The 18073-nt window shown below is 68.8% G+C and carries 14 protein-coding genes and 1 pseudogene; 3 read left to right on the forward strand and 12 right to left on the reverse strand.

The window, feature by feature from the left end:
• Positions 1-207 precede the first annotated feature (207 nt).
• The gene (locus ACFZBU_RS06735; RefSeq protein ID WP_391582397.1) at positions 208-516 is read right to left on the reverse strand and encodes an ArsR/SmtB family transcription factor; all 309 of its coding nucleotides are present in this window, start codon (positions 514-516) and stop codon (positions 208-210) included.
• Positions 517-577: 61 nt separating this feature from the next.
• Between ACFZBU_RS06735 and ACFZBU_RS06740 the strand changes: the two genes are divergently transcribed.
• A complete protein-coding gene (locus tag ACFZBU_RS06740; RefSeq protein WP_391582398.1) occupies positions 578-1561 on the forward strand; it encodes a zinc-binding dehydrogenase in 984 nt (327 codons plus the stop codon).
• A gap of 423 nt (positions 1562-1984) precedes the next feature.
• Here ACFZBU_RS06740 and ACFZBU_RS06745 read toward each other — a convergent pair whose 3' ends face one another.
• Complete coding sequence (locus ACFZBU_RS06745) at positions 1985-4546, reverse strand: hypothetical protein (protein ID WP_391582399.1); 2562 nt, start codon at positions 4544-4546, stop codon at positions 1985-1987.
• 702 nt (positions 4547-5248) lie between these two features.
• On the opposite strand from ACFZBU_RS06745, the gene ACFZBU_RS06750 reads away from it, so the two are divergent.
• Positions 5249-5794, forward strand: a complete 546-nt coding sequence (locus ACFZBU_RS06750) for a hypothetical protein (RefSeq protein WP_391582400.1) — start codon at positions 5249-5251, stop codon at positions 5792-5794.
• A gap of 1128 nt (positions 5795-6922) precedes the next feature.
• On the opposite strand, the gene ACFZBU_RS06755 is transcribed toward ACFZBU_RS06750, so the two are convergent.
• The 9 genes and pseudogenes from ACFZBU_RS06755 to ACFZBU_RS06795 all read right to left on the reverse strand — a co-directional run bounded on the left by ACFZBU_RS06755 (position 6923) and on the right by ACFZBU_RS06795 (position 13803).
• Entirely contained in the window at positions 6923-7801 is an 879-nt protein-coding gene (locus ACFZBU_RS06755; RefSeq protein WP_391582401.1) for a hypothetical protein, read from the reverse strand.
• A gap of 65 nt (positions 7802-7866) precedes the next feature.
• Positions 7867-8397 carry a SigE family RNA polymerase sigma factor gene (locus tag ACFZBU_RS06760; protein WP_391582402.1) on the reverse strand — a complete coding sequence of 177 codons (531 nt, stop codon included), beginning with the start codon at positions 8395-8397 and terminating at the stop codon, positions 7867-7869.
• Positions 8398-8635: 238 nt separating this feature from the next.
• Positions 8636-8785: a hypothetical protein gene (locus tag ACFZBU_RS06765; RefSeq protein WP_391582403.1), complete on the reverse strand. Its 150-nt coding sequence runs from the start codon at positions 8783-8785 to the stop codon at positions 8636-8638.
• Between the two features lie 290 nt (positions 8786-9075).
• Positions 9076-9681, reverse strand: a complete 606-nt coding sequence (locus ACFZBU_RS06770; protein ID WP_391582404.1) for a peptidase — start codon at positions 9679-9681, stop codon at positions 9076-9078.
• An 82-nt stretch (positions 9682-9763) separates the two neighbouring features.
• A pseudogene (locus ACFZBU_RS06775) lies at positions 9764-10009 on the reverse strand (pyridoxal-phosphate dependent enzyme); the annotation flags it as partial.
• A gap of 137 nt (positions 10010-10146) precedes the next feature.
• Positions 10147-10707, reverse strand: coding sequence for a hypothetical protein (locus ACFZBU_RS06780; RefSeq protein ID WP_391582405.1), 561 nt, complete (start codon positions 10705-10707; stop codon positions 10147-10149).
• Entirely contained in the window at positions 10707-11627 is a 921-nt protein-coding gene (gene htpX, locus ACFZBU_RS06785) for a zinc metalloprotease HtpX (protein ID WP_391582406.1), read from the reverse strand. Before htpX ends, ACFZBU_RS06780 begins: the two co-directional genes overlap by 1 nt.
• A gap of 529 nt (positions 11628-12156) precedes the next feature.
• Positions 12157-12600 carry a hypothetical protein gene (locus ACFZBU_RS06790; protein WP_391582407.1) on the reverse strand — a complete coding sequence of 148 codons (444 nt, stop codon included), beginning with the start codon at positions 12598-12600 and terminating at the stop codon, positions 12157-12159.
• A gap of 234 nt (positions 12601-12834) precedes the next feature.
• Positions 12835-13803 carry a DUF6461 domain-containing protein gene (locus ACFZBU_RS06795; protein ID WP_391582408.1) on the reverse strand — a complete coding sequence of 323 codons (969 nt, stop codon included), beginning with the start codon at positions 13801-13803 and terminating at the stop codon, positions 12835-12837.
• A gap of 1070 nt (positions 13804-14873) precedes the next feature.
• On the opposite strand from ACFZBU_RS06795, the gene ACFZBU_RS06800 reads away from it, so the two are divergent.
• Positions 14874-16547 carry a flavin monoamine oxidase family protein gene (locus tag ACFZBU_RS06800; RefSeq protein ID WP_391582409.1) on the forward strand — a complete coding sequence of 558 codons (1674 nt, stop codon included), beginning with the start codon at positions 14874-14876 and terminating at the stop codon, positions 16545-16547.
• A gap of 101 nt (positions 16548-16648) precedes the next feature.
• Here the strand turns inward: ACFZBU_RS06800 and ACFZBU_RS06805 are convergent, their stop codons facing one another.
• On the reverse strand, positions 16649-17962 hold the full coding sequence (locus tag ACFZBU_RS06805; protein WP_391582410.1) for a TetR/AcrR family transcriptional regulator: 1314 nt from the start codon (positions 17960-17962) through the stop codon (positions 16649-16651).
• Positions 17963-18073: the final 111 nt, after the last annotated feature.

Raw genomic sequence — 18073 nt, forward strand, 5'->3', positions numbered from 1 at the left:
CGACGACAGGAAACGCGGCAGCAACACCGCGACGCTGCGCGAGGCCGCGGGGAAGGCCGACCGACCCCTGAAGGGACTGCGTGCCAACGACCACGTGACCGTCGGGGCCCGCGTCGCCGGCGACGTCCACGCCGTCTTCGGATGCGGCGCAGAGGGTGCGGCCGGCTGCCTACCCGGCTGTGTCCGCCGTGTCCGGGGGTGTCGGGTCTAGAAAACGTCGTGCAGGGTGTCCAGGAGGCGGGCGATGTTGGCTTCGTCGCGGCGGTAGTAGGTCCATTTGCCGCGGCGGGTGGCGATCACCAGTCCCGCTTGCCGCAGTATCGCGAGGTACTGCGAGGTGGTCGACTGTCCCAGGCCGGTGCGTTGCGCGATGTCGGTCACGCAGACGCCGATCTCGACATCCTCGCGCTCCTGGCCGGGGAAGCTCATCGGGTCCTTGAGCCATACCAGCATCCGGCGGCGGGTCGGGTTGGACAGGGCCCGGAACACAGCCAGCAACTCCGCCTCCGTGAACATGCGGTGATCGTAACGCACGTACATATTGACGATTCGCAATATTACGATCTAACGTTTTCGCATGTCGACTTCGATGCGTGTGGTGGAACTCGTCAGCTTCGGTGACGCGGACACCGCGTTCGCCACCCGGGAACTGCCCATCCCCACCCCCGGACCCGGCCAGGTGCTGGTGCGCGTGATGGCCACGTCCGTGAACCCTCTCGACCTGCAGACCCGGCGCGGGGACTACCGCGACCAGGTGGCGCTGCCGGCGGTGATCGGCAACGACGTCTCCGGTGTGGTGGTCGCCACCGGCCCCGGGGCAGGCGACTTCCGCCCGGGCGACGAGGTCTGGTACCTGGCGCCGATGTTCGCCGGGCAGGGCACCTACGCCGAGTTCCACGTGGTCGACCAGGCCCTGGTCGCCCCCAAGCCCGCGCGGTTGTCGCACGTCGAGGCCGCCGCTCTCGCGCTCGTGGGCGTGACGGTGTGGGAGGCGCTGGTCGAACGTGCCGGGGTGCGGGCCGGGGAACGGGTCCTGGTGCACGGCGGAGCGGGCGGGGTCGGCTCGGTCGCCGTCCAGCTCGCCCGCGCGCTGGGAGCCGAGGTGGTGACCACCGCACGGGCGAGGGATCACGAGTTCGTCACCGGACTGGGAGCCGACATCGCGATCGACTTCTCGGCCGGTGACTACGTGCCGCAGGTCCGCGCGCTGGGTGGGGTCGACGTCGTGCTGGACACCGTGGGCGGGGACACCCTTGCCCGCAGCCCGCAGGTCCTCGCCGACCGGGGCCGCGTGGTGTCCATCGTGGACATCCCCGAACCGCAGAACCTGCTCGCGGCGTGGGGCGTGAACGCGACCTACCACTTCCTCTTCGTCAGCCCGGGCCGGGCGAAGCTCACGGCGCTGGGCGCCCTGGTCGACCAAGGCGAACTCCGGCCCGTGATCGGCGCCGTGCTACCACTGGCCGACATCGCACAGGCCCACACCCTGCTGGAAGGCGGCTCCACCGGTGAGGGCGGCAAACGCCCACGCGGCAAGATCGCCATCGCCGTGCACCCGTGAGCGGTCGGCGCCCGCGGTGTACCGGGCTGACGTGGATGGCCGACGCGGGCGTCCCGGTGCACGTCCTGCGAAGATCCCGGGCACGGATCGCCGTCGACGACGCAGTGGTACCTGCATCCCGAACTCCGTTTGGTGACCGGTGCGTCGGAGGCGCTTCAGGTGTATGTGAAGTGGCGCGGTCCACAAATGGTCCACAAGGTGAGGGGCCCTGCAGGGGTGCAGCCGGCGGCCGGGTTGACCTGGCGCCACATGTCAGGTCGGGGGCACGTGGTGGCGCGATGCGCGTCGGTGTGCGCCTGTCCTCATCGATGTTGTGACGGAGGGCTTTGCGGTACGTGTGTAGCCCGTTCCGGCCGGCGTGCCGGTCAACCGGTCGCCAAAGGGGCGGGTCGTATGGACCGGCCCGCCCCGTGCGTGCGAGTCCTATGGCTTCAAGCGGTCCAGCGAGACGCGCCCGTCGGGCTCGAGGACGGCCGCCAAGGCGACGGGAGGATCGAGGTCGAGGAGCCTGGCCGAGGACCTGTTGTTCCAAGTCTCCGGGGTAACGGCGACATAGTCGGATCGGCAGGCATAGGACGTCCAGGGGAGAGCGATGATGGCGTTGTTCGCGGCGTGGTTGATTCCGATGCAGCCGCCCTGGAAGACCTGGAGGGTCGTGAAGTTCTTCACCTGTGGGGCGGGACTGTAGGCGGGTTCCTTGATGGGGAATCCCAGCCACGAATCAGGCCCGGTCGTCAGGTACGCCTGGAAGGCGCTCGCCCAGTGGAGTCCAGTGGTCGGGTGCGAGGTGTAGACCGCCAGGAGGGCGGGGCCGCCGTTGTAGATACGCGATGTGTAGAGGACCTTGCCCTTTCCATCGGAGGTCGTTCTTTCTTGATCGACCGGGTAGCCACTGGCCTTTTCGGCGCCGTACTGCAACCACTGCCGGCGAATGCCGTCACGGATCCATCCTGCTCCGATCTGCGGGTGCCAGTAGATGGAGTCGTCGTCAGCGGTCGCTCCGAGCTTCCGGAAGTGGTTGTACCTTCCCGCGCCGTCGGGCGTCACTGTTGTATCGGTGGTCGGGTATCCCGCACCGGTCTCCCAGCCTGTTGCCTGCCACTTGTCGCGGACCGATCCGCCGATCTGATGGGCTCCCGTCGCCGGAGTCCAGTAGATCGAGTTGTTCGCGTTCGAGAAATGGTTGAATCGCCCCACGCCATCGGGAGCCGTGGTCTCGTCGGTGGTTGGATAGCCGGGGCCCTTCTCGTAGCCGAGGCCGGCCCACTTGGCTCCGATCGGCCCGCCTACTTGGTGGGCTCCCGTCGCCTCGGTCCAGTAGATCGAGTTTCCGTCCTTGGAGAAGAAGTTGAACCGGCCTCGTCCGTCGGGTGTCGAGCTCTCGTCGGTGGTCGGGAAACCGAGTCCGTCCTCCCAGCCGAGCGATGCCCATTTGGTGCGGATGTTCCCCGCGACGTAATGGGCTCCGGTGGTCGGGCTCCAGTAGATCGATGCGCTGTCGATGTCGGAGCCGGGGCTTCTCAGGTGAACGAAGCGGCCACTTCCACCCGGGATCGACGACTGGTCCGCCGTCGGGAACCCTGCCGAGAGTCCGGGGCGCAGAGCGGTGTACTTGTCGCGTATCTCTCCGGATATGGTGTGGGCTCCGGTGGAAGCGCTCCAATAGATCGATGTGTTGTCTCGCGAGAACTCCGCATGGAGACCGCCACCGCCCTCGGTTGCCGCGGTGTCGGTGATCGGATAGCCGAGTCCGCCTTCCGAGCCGAGGCCGAGCCATCTGTCCCTGACGGGACCGCCGAGGTAACTGGCGGGAGTGGAGGGTGTCCAGTAGATCGTGCCGGATACCGCAGGTTCGCCCGGGCGGCGCAGGTTCAGGTATCGCCCCGTTCCATCCGCGGTGTTGCCCGTGTCTACGGGCGAACCGACTGCACTCGGTCCGCCGACCCTGTTGTATGCCTTCAGTAGGGGACCGCACACAAGCAGCGCCGATGTGCTCGCCGTCGACTTCGACAGTGGTGTCGCAGTGTCGAAGGTGTCGCAGTCTCCCCATCCCGGTGGCCCGGCGTCGACCCAGTAGGGATCGCGCGGGCTCAGCCTTGCAGACGTCGTCAGCCCGGCGAGAGCGGAACCGACCAATTTGTTTTCGTTGTTCGGGATGTGGCCACGAACGCACAGCGCTTCGTCATCGACCGGCCCGATGGGCTTGACGCTTGTATATAGTGCCTCCCCGGTCGGTCCGGTGACCTTTCCCTGGGCTTGCACCTGGATGCATTCCTGGCCGGAGCGCACGGCGTCGGGTCCGGGTCGCCCGCCCTGCCCGGCGCTCTGGGTTGCCATGGCGAACGGGTATTCATCGCAGCTGTCCGGGCCTTCGGGGAAAGGTGAGGCTACGAAAGTGCCATCGCAAACGATCTTGCGACTGACTTCGTCCCAATCCTTGTCCGCAGGTTCGACGGCTTTTTCCGGGCTTCGAGTCAGCGGCTTTCCAGAGCCGTTTGCCCGTTTGAGGCCCCATCGGTCGATGGTGTGTTCCTGATAGAAGCGGATCATGGCTGCGGAGGAGCCGAACTTCGGATCGGTCAGATCCAATGTCGGGGTGTATTGGGCAAATACACAACCGGAAGAGTTCCTGATGGCCGTGTCGTCGCATCTGACTGTCTGGAGCGCGCCTCCGCCCCATCCGTTGTTTCCTGGGATGGTGGGCGTGCCGGGCAGGATCGCGTGCATTTTCCAGGTGGGGAAAATGGTGTTCCTGTCGGTGCCGGTCCACGTCATCGTTCCGTCATAGATCAGAACGGCATCCTGGAATGCCGTCTGGTAATTCCACGTGTCGTTCGCAGTACATGCGGGCGAGCAGGCCGACTCGATGCTGAGGGTGAGACCCTTCAGGGCCGGATCGAATCGGTCGACGCGGACGGCCGCATAGTTGATGAAGGTCGGAAGTTTGGGCCTGGTGCGCAGCTCCTGCAAGATGGTGATATTCATACTGCCGATTGGGGCTTCTGTCCCCACGTCGAAGACCGTGAGTGTCCTTGATGTGGCGTAGCACCAGTTCAGGCGATCGTAGGACTCGCGCTCATATACCGGCTTGCATTCCCAGTCCGGAGCCAAGCGTCCTTTTGTGGGTTCGGCCACGCGGCCCGTGACGGGACCTGTGCCTTGTCCCGGCGAAAAACAGACGACTCGTGTTCCCGGGGCGGTCGATAAACTCTCGGTGGCAACCCCGGGACACAGTTCGCGCAGCGTTTTGTGTGTGGGCGAGTCCGGTATCTGTGTGCTGCGGGTTGCGCTCGGGTCTTGAGGGGGTGCCTTCGCTGGGGGCTCGTTCGTCGTATCGGGCAGCGCGGTCCGGGTGTTGGTCGATGGTGCTTCGCGATTGCTCGCCTGCGTATCCGTCGCAGCGGCCGATGAAGCGGGAGGGGGAGAAGGGCGGACTTCTTCGGCGCTTGCGGTCGTCGGGAAGAGGGTAGGGCTTATCAGTACGACCAGCGAAACAGCCAGGCCCAGGGAACGTGCCCTTGACCGGTTCCTTATTCGCACCGCGCGGTACTCCTTTCTCGGCACGACGCGGTTTGCCGTTTCATCTCGGCGAGGCGCTGGATGCGCGAACGTCGTGGATGGGGATCGCGTGCGCGTTCGGCGGTCGGTAGGCTTGGTTCGCCGAGACGCTCACGAGGAAGGACGGGAATGGAATCGTCCGCATGGGCCTGGATTCGCGATTACTCGTATTTGTGCGGCTTCTTCGGATACGCCAGGGGCGTTACACCACGTGAGGTGATCCAGGCTGCGAATATTTCCGGGCGAGAACCGTTCATGACGACGCGCAGTGAGGCCATGGCCATGGATGCGGATCTCTATGAAGGCGGCTTGACACTTCTGCGGGCAGGTAGGATCGGGGATTGGACGTATTTTATGACGGCCCTGTCGGCGAAGCCGAGCAGGGAGCCCTTCATGTCCGAGATTTCCCGCAATGGAGATGCCTTGGGGTTCTATTGGGACTCGATGCAGTGGTTTACTTATGCCAGAAATGGGTCGATCGAGTTGTCATGCGACCCAATGTTTGGCGTACCGATCGAAGCGCCCGCTTCGGCTCTCGTACGAGATCTGCGCTCGGCTGTACCGGGCGGGTCCGGCCTGGAGGAATTCTTTGCCGTATGCAGTGAGCACTTCGAATTTTCGGTCGACATCGAAGTGATATCTGCATCGTCGCCGTCCGTCCATATCGACGCCTGAGACCCTTGGCAACTACCATGTGTGACCGTGCGAGTACAACCAGACGGTATCAATCGAATCCCGCATCCCGGAAGAGGGTCGCGGAAAATTGATCGATAAGCTATAAATAATGCCGCGTATGTAGATTGGGGTGAAATTGGTTTCTCTGCAAGATTTCGCGATCATTTCGACAGAGTGGTGAGGATCCACATATGCAACATCCGGAACCTCATGATCAGGATCGAGGGCCTGCGTCAAGGACACGATCACGATCCTGGTGCGTGGGATGCAACAGACCCACCGGGACGGGCTGATCGAGACGAATCCGGCCCGGGTCACAGGCCGCAGCATGCGTACCACGCGGCTGAGGACGAGCTCGACAACCCCCGCGCGCTCGCGCTGTGCGACTGGGCGGCGCTCGACGGGCCGACGGAGGCTTTGGTCGCCCGCTCGCATGGGATGGGGCGACGTGGTGCGGTTCGCCGGTGCACCGCGGCTACGAGTTCCCGCTGCGGCACGGATTGCGGCACGCCGGACTGACACGGATGGCCGATGCGGGGGTCCCCGTACACGTGTGCTCCGGAAGCTCGCCGGGGACGGGTCGCTGTCGACGACGCAGCGGCATTCGCAGCGTTGGCCAACTTGGTGGCCGTGAACGGGTGACCGATTTCCGTGTTCTCGCCGTCGACGTGCAGTTCGCCCGCTGTGCCGACCTCGAGTTCCGGACCGTCGGCGATCACCGCGCTTCACGCGACCGGACCGACGTGCTCGCCCGGCGGCCAGTCGAACGGATCGAGGTCGATGTCCACGCCACCCAGTCCCGGCACGGTGAGGTAGCCGCATGCCTCGATGATCTCCAACCTGTGAGTGTGGCCCGATTCGTAGCGGGTCACGTACACCTACGTGGGCGACGACAACGACACGGACGACGTGATCCAGAACGCGTGCATCGGCCTGGTCGGGAAACTGGCGCACCCTGAAGACCATGGCGGAGCACAAAGGGGGCGGGCGTCCTCGGCGCCGGGCCCGGCGGTACCGGCCCCTTCGGCCGGTGGCCCGACGCCGGGGAGGACAAGGAGCGCAACGTCGGTCCCGACCGGGGCGCCCCGGTCGGGACCGACGGGGGCGCCCTCAGCACGTGCGGGTCGGTCAGGGCTGCCCTGCCGGGCTGAGCGGGGCGATCGGGAACCGCGTCGGGCCCGAGGTCGGCAGCGTGGCGGGGTCGGCGGGCGGCGGCGGGACGTAGGCGGCGAGGATCGGCGCCCAGGCCGGGTTCCTCAGGATGGACAGGGCCTGCTCGTCGGTCAGCGGCAGGGTGCTGCGGGTGGGCTTGCCGTTGTCCGACAATTCGCCGTTTCCGTAGCTCAGTTCGACCATGGTCTCCCCGGTGACGTAGTTGACGACCTTCCAGGCGATGCCCTTGTCCGGAAAGGGCTTCTCGAAGGTACCGAGCAGCGTTCCGTCCGGTGCGTTGCGGCAGCCGCCGAAGTTGTTCTCCTTGGGCCTCGGCTTGCCGTCGGCCATGGTGCACCCGAAGAACCGCTTGCCCACCATGTGGAAGGTCACCTCGACCACGCCCTGGCCGGTGTCCCAGGTGACCTTCGCGTAGAGGCCGCCGTCGATGGCGGTGTTGGTTGTGACCTGCTTCGTCCCCCCGGGCAACAGGCTCGTGATGATCGGACCGAGCCGATCGGCGAGGGGATTCGGGGCCACCGGCTGCGCCGGCAGTTCGGGGTTCACGTGGTCGAACCGTCCGTCGATTTGGGACGGCGACGGATTCGCTGCGGGCCCCGCCTTGGTCGCCGGACTCGTCCGCAGCTGTGCCGCGCCCAGCACGCCCGCCGCGATCACTCCCACCGCCAGGATCGCCCCGACGGTCTGCCCCAACGCGCGCCGCCGTGCCCGGCGGCGGCCGCCCTCGGCCGCCCGGGCAGCCAGCCCCGCGCCCGGCGGGATCACCAACTCGTCCAGTTCGGCGCGCAGTTCGCTGCGAAACAGGTCTTCGGTCTCCACTTCGTGCCCTTCCACGACGTCGGTTCCTCTCATGTGTGCCGCTGTGTCCGCCGCCGGCCGCTTCGCCGTGCGCCGTTTCCTCACGGCCGACCCTCCGCAGCGGCCTTGCGGGTCAGCTCCGGCACGCGCTCGCGCAGCCTGGCGAGTGCGCGCATCGCGCCGGTCTTCACGGCGGACACGCCCATGCCCAGTCGCCGTGCGGTCTCCTCGACGCTCAGGTCCTCCCAGTACCGCAGCACCAACAGGGCGCGGTCGCGTGGTTCGAGGGTGTGCAGCGCGTCGACGAGGGTGAGCCGCAGTTCGGGGTCGCCATGGACAGGGGCGGGGGTGCGGGCCAGTGCGTCGGCATCCATGCCCGTCATCTCGCCGCTGCTCTTGAGGCGGCGCCCGTCCAGGAACGCGTTGATCAGGACGCGCTTGGCGTAGGCCTCCGGGTGCTCCTGCCGCTCGAGCCTCGGCCACGCGACGTAGACCTTCTCCAGCGCGGTCTGCGCCAGGTCCTCGGCCAAATGCCAGTCGCCGCAGAGCAGGAAGGCGGTGCGGCGCAGCACGGTCTGGTTCGCCTCGGCGAACTTGGCAAATCCGATGCGCTCCCTGTGGAACCAACCCATCCTGCTCCCCGCTCCGTCGACAACCTCGCAGAGTCTTGACGTGTCGAACCGCCGGTTCGGTCACATCCTTTCGAGGCACGGTCAGGGCGGGGCCCGTGAGGTATCACGTCATGGTGCTTGAGACTCTGCGTCGGGAACGGGTGACGGTTAAAAACAGTCGAGGACCGACGCCCACCGTGATGACGTCGGCGTGAAAGCGGGTCGGACAGTCCACAAGCCAAGTCGATGTCTCGGCCGGCTATCCGGTGCCGTATGTCTCCCGCAGGCGGGCGGACAACTCGCGGACGTCGGGCGCGGAGAACACGGTCACCTCGGCGCCGTCCGCGTCGACGTCGACCCTCGGCTCGCCCTCGCGATCGCCCTCGCCCTCGCGATCGCCGAGCCCCACCCGTACGGGAGGTCGCGGGCGTCGACGGCACCCAGACCGTGTGGTGTGGCGAACTCTCCGGCCCGTCGTGGCCGGTCCCCCGCGCGGCTGATCCCGAACGCGGTACCGCCCGCACAAACTCGCGCGGTGGGTCGGTAGCGCGTTCGGCATACATGGACACGTGGTGCTGAACTGCCGTTGCCGGAGGCGCCGGCCGAGCCGGCGGCGGCGCGGGTGGACGAGTACGCCGGTGTCCGGCGACGGCTGAAGACCTGCCTGGGACGCAACCGCCCGAAGCGGCGTCGGTGATCTCAGATCAGGGACACGCCGCGGCCGGCGAAGAACCCGGCGAACTCGGCCGTGGGCAGGCTCGCGGTACGGGCCTGCTCGGTGTGTCCGGACGGGTTTCTGAAGTGCACGGTGTCTCCCTGGCGGTGGGTGACGAGCACGAGGTGCCCGCCCTTGCCGGGGGCGGGGTTCTCGGGGCGGCGGATCTCCTTGTGGACGGAGGCCATCACCAGCCGCCCGCCGTCGAGCAGGGCGAGGAGGCCGGGCACGGTCAGGGTCGAGTGCGTTTCGGCGCCCAGCGGGTGGACGTCCTGCACGTACTCGACGAAGGGGGCGTAGATCAGACCGCGGATTGCTCCGGTGTCCGGGTCTTCGGTGTAGGCCCCGTACTTCCGTGCACCGTCGAGGAGTTCGAACATGGTGGGTGCGTCGCCGGTGCGGGCCAGGAGCGCCATGCGCAGGCAGGCGATGCCGCACATGTGGCCGCACCACCGGCCGTACGTGTCGGGGTCGGGGGCGCCGGACTCGGCCCAGCGGGGATCGGCGGTGCGGGGCAGGCCCTCGTAGGCGATGGCGGCGATCAGGTCCGGGCTGGCGTACTGCGTGACGGTGGGGAACTGGTCGGACACGTGGAGGCTGTTCCTTCCGGTGGGCGGCCTGGTTGATCAGCCGGTGGAACGTGGGCAGGTCCACGCCGCCGCCGGAGATCACCACTCCGATCATCCCCGAGTCGTGGGGGAGGAGGCCGCGAAGGACGGCGGCCGGGGCGCAGGCACCGCTCGGTTCGGCCACGATCTTGAGGCGGCGGAACGCGAACGCCATGGCGGTGGTGATGTCCTGGTCGGTCACGGTCACGACGGCGTCCAGGAGCTTGGCGTTGACGGCCCAGGTCAGCGGCGAGGGGCTGGTGTGTCCGAGGCCGTCGGCGATGGTGGCGGGGATGTCGGGCAGGGCGATGCGGCCTCGGCCGCCTGGTGGCCGGGTTCACGACCGCCCCTTAGCCGGCAGGGAATGCCTTTCGTTTCGGGGCCGTGATCCGCCGCCCGCCCGCCCGTCGGCGCCGCGACCGCGACCGCGACCTGCCCGTCGTACGGTCACAGACCCGGCGCGCCCCAGACCGGAAACCAGCGGGACAGGTCGGGTTCGAGTCGCAGATCGTCGGTGACCGCCGCGTTCACCTGGATCTCCAGCGCGGTGTCGCGCTTCTCGTGCGCGCCCGGCACCGGTGCGAAGGGGTAGAAGGTGCCGCGCTTGTACAGGTAGACCAAGGCGAGCCGGCGGCCGTCGGGATGTTCGAACGCGGCCAGTGAGCAGAGTAGTTGCGGACCGAAACCGCCATCCTCGAGCGCGGTGTTGATGGCATGCAGATCGGTCACCAGGGTGCCCACGTCCTCGGGTGGGCGCTCTGCGAGCAGCCACGTGTACCCGTACTCGTCCCGACTGCTTCGCAACCCCTGGACCAGCTCGTTCAGGTCGCGCAGCACCTGGTCGAACGCGCCGCCCTCGACGGTGGCGAAGCACACCGACCCGGTGCCTGTGGGGTGGAACCCGGCGGCGATCTCCAGGGTGATGGCGGCCGAGGGCAGGCCGAACAGCTGGTCGAGATCGGGCTTCACCGGCCTGCTTCGGCCGAAGACGGAGTCGAACAGACCCATCAGGCGGCACCGCCGAGTTCCGCGCTGATCCGGCCGAGCTGCTCGAGGCGCCGTTCGAGCGTCGGGTGGGTCGCGAACAGGTTCGCCAGGCTGTCCTTGGAGGCGACGGCCGGCGCGAAGAAGAACGCGTTGAAGGGTTCGGCCCGGCGCAGATCGCGGGTCGGGATTCGGGCCATGGTGCCGCTGATCTTGGTCAGCGCGGAGGCGAGCGCGGAGGGTCGACCGGTGAGCAGCGCGGCCGAACGGTCGGCACACAGCTCGCGGTAGCGCGACAGGGTCCGGACGAGGACGAAGCTCAGCGTGTACACCACCACGCTCACCGCGGTCACCACAAGCATCAGGACCGCGGTGTTCTGGTCGCGGCGCATCCCGCCGAAGAGGCCGAACTGTACGCCGACGCGGGTGAGCAGCCCGGCCAGGACGCCGAGGAAGGATGCGATCGTCATCACCGCGACGTCCTTGTGCGCGACGTGCGAGAGCTCGTGCGCCAGGACGCCTTCCAACTCGGCGGGCTCCAGACGGCGGAGCAGCCCGGTCGTGGTGCACACGAGCGTGTTCCTCCGGTTGCGGCCGGTGGCGAAGGCGTTGGGCACATCGGAGTCGGCGACCGCCACGCGCGGCTTGGGTATGTCGGCGAGGGCGCACAGCCGGTCGACCGCGCCGTGCAGTTCCGGCTGCTCCTCGGGGGTGACCTCGCGGGCGCCCATGGCGAACGCCGCGAGTTTGTCGCTGAACCAGAACTGTGCGACGAAGACACCGCCGATCAGCACGACCGCGAGCGGCCAGGCCCGGCCGAGCATCACCACGAGCACGCCCACGAAGACCACATAGAGCAGCCCGAGCAGGAACATGGTGGCGAGCATGCGGCCCACCAGGCCGCGATCGGTGCCGAATCGGGTGCCGGCGCTGGTCCTGGTCATCGATTCCTCCCTCGCGGGGGACCTGGCGGCGGTCCTCACGGATGGCCCGAATAGGTGGATAAGGTAACGAATCAGGTCACACTACGATTCTGCCTCGCCGGCGGGCCCAGCGGGGGTAGGCCGGAGGCAAGGGGAGACAGGGGCCATCGACCCCGTACGCCGAGTTCGCGGTTCCGAAGGCATGTGGCCGAGCCGGGGCATGCGAAGGCCCTCGGAACCGTTTTCGGCGCAGGGAGCCCCGACGTGCGAGTACAGGAGCCTTCACGGGAGGATCCGGACCACGAATCGGACGGCGAGAGCCGTCCCGAGGAGGCCCGTGTTCCCGCCGGCGCCGTTCCGGGCCAGGGCCGGGTCCATCAGGCCCGTCGCGCTCGTGCTCCAGCACGGCGGCGGCTACGACGACCAGGTCGGCGAGGCCGGCCGGTTCCAGCGCGACGTTCAGGGCGTCGCCAGGCCCTACAGTAAGTTCCGGCCGGAACGCTCGACCTTTGCCGGACACGCCCCCGGGGATCCGGCCGACGGCTTCGCGTCAGGTCCGCTTGCGGCTCGCGATCTCGTCGGAGAGCCGCTGCACGTGGGTGGGGTCCGCGCCCCGGGCGAGGCAGACGTAGTGGTCCATGACGGCCGGGCGGTAGCGCACGGGCAACGTCTGTCCCGGGGCGAGTCGGGTGAGTTCGGTGATCGTGAGGTCTTCGTCCGCGATACCGCGGAACGAGATGCCGTCGGCGGTCTCCACGTCGAACATCAGGACCACGCGTGGATTGCTGTTGACCTCCCGCCAGTCGACGAGAACGCCGAGCGCAAGCGCCCCCGAACGCAGTTCCGCATTGCGCTTTCGTGCATCACCGCTCAGGATCGGGTTCGGGGCGACGCCCGGGAAGTCGGGCCCGACGCCGAGCGATTCCCGACTCAGGTCGGGCCTGAGCTGCGCCATCAGATCGTCGAGCTTCTTCTTCTTCTTCGAACCGAACATCCCGGCCCCTCCCTCACACCGGTGCCGGAATCTCGGCCCGGCGCTTCGCCCCATCGCGATTGTACGTCGCGGGTCGACGGCCGTGATCGTACCCGTCGTACAGGCGGGCCGGATGCGAGCGGGGGCGCGGACGGTCGTCGACCCCGAAGCCCGGTTCCCCGGTGGCGTCCTTCGTTTCCGTGTCTTGCCCCCAGGCTCGGGGAGGGCACGCGGGCCTGGTTCCCGGGCCCGCGTTCAGTACATCGCGGCGAGGAGTTCGCCGTGCTCGACGTCCTCGCGGGGCAGCGTCGTGCCGAACTCGGTGTGCATCATGCGGTGGGTGAGGCGTTGTCGTTCGTCGATGCCGTGGTCGGGTCGGGTTCCGTCGGGGAGCAGCAGGCCCGCGCGGGTCAGGTGCGGTACCAGCCGATCGGGGTCGGAGCCCCAGCGGTCTCGGGGCCGGTCGAATCCGCACACCACGTCCCCGGACTGCGCGTAGTGGAACATCGTGAGCGCGTTGATGTTCTCGAAGGTGCTCAGGGCCACCGTGCCGGCCGACACGGCGGCGAGGACGTGGTCGTGGGTGCCGTGGGTGCCGGCGTCCTCGACGGCGAAGGCCCACCCGTCGGCCTCGCCGGCCCGGATCGTTGCGCGACCAACGGCATCAAGCCCTTGACGGTCCTTTTGGAACGCCCCCGCTGCCCGAGGACCACGTCCGTGATCGCGGCCACCACCCGCTCGTCGGTCCGCCCCAGGCCACCAGGGCCACGAGTGGCGCGCTTGTCGACCAGGCCCCAAGTCCCTGCCGTCGATACCGGCCGCGCATGCGCTGCACCGTCGTCCGTGACACCCGCCCGAAACCCGGCGCCGTCGACTCCTCGGCCTTGGCCCGTTCCCGCTCGGCCGGCGCGAACCGCTCCGGGTCGTACTCCGGCCGCACCGCCCCGCCGCCGTCGGGCCCGCCGGCACGGCCGCACTCCACTTCCCGGATGTGCCGCTGCCACGCCGACGCCCTCTCCCGCGCCGCGGCCGGGGCGGTCGCGAACAGCCCCCACCGCGGCACCGCCGGCTGCCGCTCGACCTCGGCGCCCAGGACGGCAAAGCCGGGATCGGCGAACAGGTGCCCGACCAACACCACATCCTCCGCCCCGTCCTCGCCGACCGGATGGATCCGCGCTCCGGCCAAACCGACGACCTGCCACCACCCGCCGCGAAAGCACGCATGCGCGCCGACCGCCACCACCGGCCGACCACCCCGCCACGCCTCGTTCACTCTTCGTCTCCACCACGACCGGCATCCGCGCCGTCGCCGCCGACGTCGTCCTCGTCTTCCCCGCCACCACGAACATCGTGTCCGCCGAAGGAAGGGTCACCGGTCCCGTCCAGGCCGGCACCCGCTCGTGCAACGGCTCGTCCAGGGATGCGTCAACCGCCCGTGGCACAGGGCGTGGAAGGCGCAGGGGAGGACTTCGATCGGGTCGCCGACCGTTTCGACGCCCTCGATCAGCGGCCGCGCCCGTGCGAACGCCTCGAGCACCGAGGCCATCAGCCCCGCCCGGCCTTGGTTGCGGGGGTGTCGGTACCCGGCCGGCCACCGCACGTTCGTCAGGAGAACCGGGTTCGGCGGCTCCAACCGCCGGTAGACCCAGCCGACCCGCGTACACGCCTCGGTCATCACCGCCGCGGCTTTCGACGCCCGTTCACCGCCTGCGTCGGCACGGCTGGGGCAGGCGGCCGCCGGCGCCGTGCCGTCCGCGTACCGCGGCGGCCGGAGTGGAGACGGCGTATCCGCGCCGGCCGCACACCGATGTCGTCCCCGACTTCGGGGTCGTTCCGGTTGTCGAAGTCCTCGTCCTCGTCGGCCCGGTCGGCCGCGTCGTTCTCGAAGCCGTTGGTTGCGGCGGTGTCGGGATCGGCCCGGCACCCGCGGTCCACAGGGCGAGTCGCGGGGTGCTGGTGGGGTCGCCCGCACACCTGCGGCGGCCAACGCCGCGTCGCCGCCGAGGGAGCACACCGCCACCTGGACGCCGCCGGTGCGCCCGACTCGCTGCCAGGCGGTCAATGGAAAGCGTCGACGGCAGCAAAAACGCGCGCTCTTCGGGTGCGGGAAAAGTCTTCCAATGGCGCGAGCCGGAACGCCGTTGACATCGTGGAAAGTACACGATTCACTCCGACGAACGGTCCGCACACATGTTGCGACCACGGGCGAACCACCTTTGTAGCGTTGAGAATTGCCCCCCTCGGCATGACCCGCGTGCGTTTTTCTGCGTTCCCGGACGAAGGGAAACCCTTCCGTGAAGACCGAAGGATCGCTGCTGCGTTCCACCACCAGAGTCGGCACCCCCGACCCGTTCGGCGCCGCGCTCTCGCTGCACCGCGAGGCTCGCCGTCGCGGCATGCCCGCCGCCGAACTCGCGGGCGCCATCGCCGAGAACACCGAGCGCCGCCGCGAGCGCGCGGCGCAGCAAGGGCCCATGCCGAACCGACGTCGACTCCTCGGCGCGGTCGGGATGGCGGCGGCGGCCTCCGCGCTTCCCGGCGGACTGCTCTCGCCCTCGTCGGCGTCGGCGGCGGGCAATCCGCGCGTGGTCGTGGTCGGCGCCGGACTGGCGGGCCTGCGCTGCGCGCACCGGCTCTGGACCGGACCGGAGCGCATCGCCGCGACCGTGTACGAGGCGGACACCACGCACGTCGGCGGGCGGTGCTGGACCCTGAGAAACTACTTCAGGGACGGCCAGGTCAGCGAGCACGGCGGCTCGTTCATCAGCACGGAGGATGTCGAACTCCTCGCGCTGGCAAGGCGTTTCGGCATCGAGACCGAGATCCACCACGGCGGTGGCCTGTACACCGGCGACTATCAGGCGTGGATCAACCACGCGAGGTACACCACCTACATCGAGGACCTGGAACCGTTCCTGCCCGCCGTCGAAGCGGACTTCGCGAACATGGGGTGGCCGAACCACCAGAGCTCCACCCCCACCGCGCGCCGGCTGGACCGGATGTCCTTCCTCGACTACATGAGCAGTATCGGCATCGATCCGCGTTCGTCGCTAGGCCAGATGATCCAGACCCGCCAGCTCGAAAGCGGCGGCGAAGGATCCGAGGTGTCCGCGCTGAGCTTCGTCGGTTTCTACGGTTCCGGCGCCGCCCTCGCCAAGATGTCCGCCTCGGACGAGGGCGGCTTCGACGAGCTGTACCACCTCAAGGGCGGCAACGACCAGGTGGTCGCCGGCATGGTGCGCGAACTGCCGTCCGGCTCGGTCGAGCAGGGCTACGAGCTGATCGCGGTCCGACGCAACGGCACCGGCAGCTACACGTGTACGTTCGACAACTGCGGCCGGATCGTCGATGTCGTGGCCGACCACGTGGTGCTGGCCCTGCCGTTTCGCACCCTGCGCAACGTGGATCTGTCCCGGGCCGGTCTGACCTCGCTCAAGCGGACCGCCATCGCACAGCAGGGCATGGGTCACCACGCGAAGCTGGTGCTTCAGTTGAACCGCAAGACCTGGCCCGCGGTCGGCAGCAACGGCATCACCAACACCGGCCCGGACGGCTATCAGACGGCGTGGGACGGCTCCGTCGAGCGCGGCGACAACGGCGCGCCCGCGCTCCTGGTGAACTTCCCCGGCGGCCTCACCGCCGACCGGCGCTACACCGGTGCCGCCCACGGCCCCGCGCCGTCGGCGGACGTACGGTTCCTGCTCGATCAGATCGAGAACCTGCTGCCGGGCACTCGTGCCGCATTCAACGGGTTGGCCTGGGAGGACCAGTGGTCGCGCGACCCGTGGCACTACGGCGCGTACCACTACTACAAGATCGGGCAGCGCACCACGTTCGGCGGGTACGAGGCCGTACAGGAAGGCAACGTGCACTTCGCCGGCGAACACACCAGCGACTACGGCGCCACGCTGAACGCCGCGGTGGTATCCGGCGAGCGCGCGGCGGGCGAGATCCTGGCCCGGATCTGACCGGTACCTCCGGGGCGCCGCCGGCTCCACTCGACCGACGGCACCCCGGCGGTTCAGGGCGCCGAAGTGGCCGACAGGCCACCCGGGACGGCGCGATTCGCTCAGCCACCCGGCGGCGCGGACGCGTCCAGGACCCGCCCGATGCTCGTGGCGAGCAGTCCGGGCGGGTCGATCTCCGGGTCGTAGAGCCGTTGTTGTTGCAACCCCTCGCACAGCGCCAAGAGCCACACCGCCTCCTGCTCCGGGTCGCGTCCCGGGGCCAACTCCCCCCGGTAGGCGAGGTGTTCGAAGAGGGTGGTGAAGTACCGGCGGCTCACCGCGAAGTGCTTCTCGAAGTAGGCGTGTGCGGGATGGCCGGGGGCGACCGCCTCGCCGGACAGGACGGAGAACAGCTCGCGCAGTCCCGGCGTCTCGTAGGCCACGCGCCGGGACGCCTCGACCACGGCGCTCAACCGGTCGGGCAGCCCGGTATCGCCGGCGACGGCGCCCAGGCTGATCGTCAGGTAGTCCTGGCGGGCGAGGACCGCGTGCAGCAACTCGTCCTTGCCCTCGAAGTGGTAGAGCAGCGTCGAGTGGGAGATGCCGACGGCCTTGGCGACCTCGCGCATGCTGAGGGCGTGGAAGCCGCGCGCGCCGAACAACGTGGTCGCGGCGTCGAGGATTCGGGCGCGGCGCTCGCGGCCCGAGGCATAGCCGGTGCGCCGGTCGAATTCCTCGGCGTCTCCCGCCACGAGTTCGTCGAGCGTCCGGCGCGGTGGCGCGGCGGGAGCGGTGTTCGCCCCGGGCTCGGACACGAGACCGTGCAGATAGCGCTCCAGGCTCGCGGCGACGTCGACTCCGGACGGGTCGTAGAGCGCGAGCAGTTGCAGGCCCTCCCAGCCTGCCACCACCCGGTCCGCCTCGGCGCGCAGCTCGCCCGCCGGGACTGCGGTGCTCAGCATCTCCGCGGTCCAGGCGCGGAGTTCGCGGTAGCGGCGGCCCATCCGCGCGTGTGCCGGGTGGTCGACCCGAGTCGCCTCGCCGCCCAGGGCGGTGACGAGGTCCGGGTACCCGGCGACGGCGGAGTTGCGGCGGGCGGCCGCGACGATGCGGTCCGGGCCGGGCCGTTCGACGGGGGACGCGGCCTCCGGTTCGGCAGCCGGCCCGTCGCCGGGCAGGGACGGCGGCCCGGTGATCGGCCCGCCGGGTGCCCGGGCCGCCTGTTCGTAGCGGTCGAGCAGTGCGTCGAGCAGTTCCTCCTTCGAGGCGAAGTAGCGCAACAGGCCGGGGTGCGACAGGCCGGCCGCCTTCGCGATCTCCCGCAGCGATGGGGAGCCGAATCCGGACTCGCGGAACAACCCGTCCGCGACGTCGAGGACCCGCGCGCGGCGGGACAACCCCGTCGCGTAGTGACGCGCGGCCTTGCGGACAGCCATTCCACACCCTCTTGGCAGGCGACGGACGGCAAAGCTATCAAGCCCCGCCTGATGCCCCGCATCCCCACGCCTCGATTCAGACCAAGTGGTAGTGCTTCCAATTTAGACCAA

It is taken from the genome of Embleya sp. NPDC008237 (assembly GCF_042956465.1).
GTDB lineage: Bacteria > Actinomycetota > Actinomycetes > Streptomycetales > Streptomycetaceae > Embleya.

What these genes read in the sequence shown, in the direction of transcription:
- ACFZBU_RS06735 (WP_391582397.1), bottom strand. Translation starts at nt 516, where the DNA reads ATGTTCACGGAGGCGGAGTTGCTGGCTGTGTTCCGGGCCCTGTCCAAC.
- ACFZBU_RS06740 (WP_391582398.1), top strand. Translation starts at nt 578, where the DNA reads ATGTCGACTTCGATGCGTGTGGTGGAACTCGTCAGCTTCGGTGACGCG.
- ACFZBU_RS06745 (WP_391582399.1), bottom strand. Translation starts at nt 4,546, where the DNA reads ATGAATATCACCATCTTGCAGGAGCTGCGCACCAGGCCCAAACTTCCG.
- ACFZBU_RS06750 (WP_391582400.1), top strand. Translation starts at nt 5,249, where the DNA reads ATGGAATCGTCCGCATGGGCCTGGATTCGCGATTACTCGTATTTGTGC.
- ACFZBU_RS06760 (WP_391582402.1), bottom strand. Translation starts at nt 8,397, where the DNA reads ATGGGTTGGTTCCACAGGGAGCGCATCGGATTTGCCAAGTTCGCCGAG.
- ACFZBU_RS06780 (WP_391582405.1), bottom strand. Translation starts at nt 10,707, where the DNA reads ATGGGTCTGTTCGACTCCGTCTTCGGCCGAAGCAGGCCGGTGAAGCCC.
- htpX (WP_391582406.1), bottom strand. Translation starts at nt 11,627, where the DNA reads ATGACCAGGACCAGCGCCGGCACCCGATTCGGCACCGATCGCGGCCTG.
- ACFZBU_RS06790 (WP_391582407.1), bottom strand. Translation starts at nt 12,600, where the DNA reads ATGTTCGGTTCGAAGAAGAAGAAGAAGCTCGACGATCTGATGGCGCAG.
- ACFZBU_RS06795 (WP_391582408.1), bottom strand. Translation starts at nt 13,803, where the DNA reads ATGCGTGCTTTCGCGGCGGGTGGTGGCAGGTCGTCGGTTTGGCCGGAG.
- ACFZBU_RS06805 (WP_391582410.1), bottom strand. Translation starts at nt 17,962, where the DNA reads ATGGCTGTCCGCAAGGCCGCGCGTCACTACGCGACGGGGTTGTCCCGC.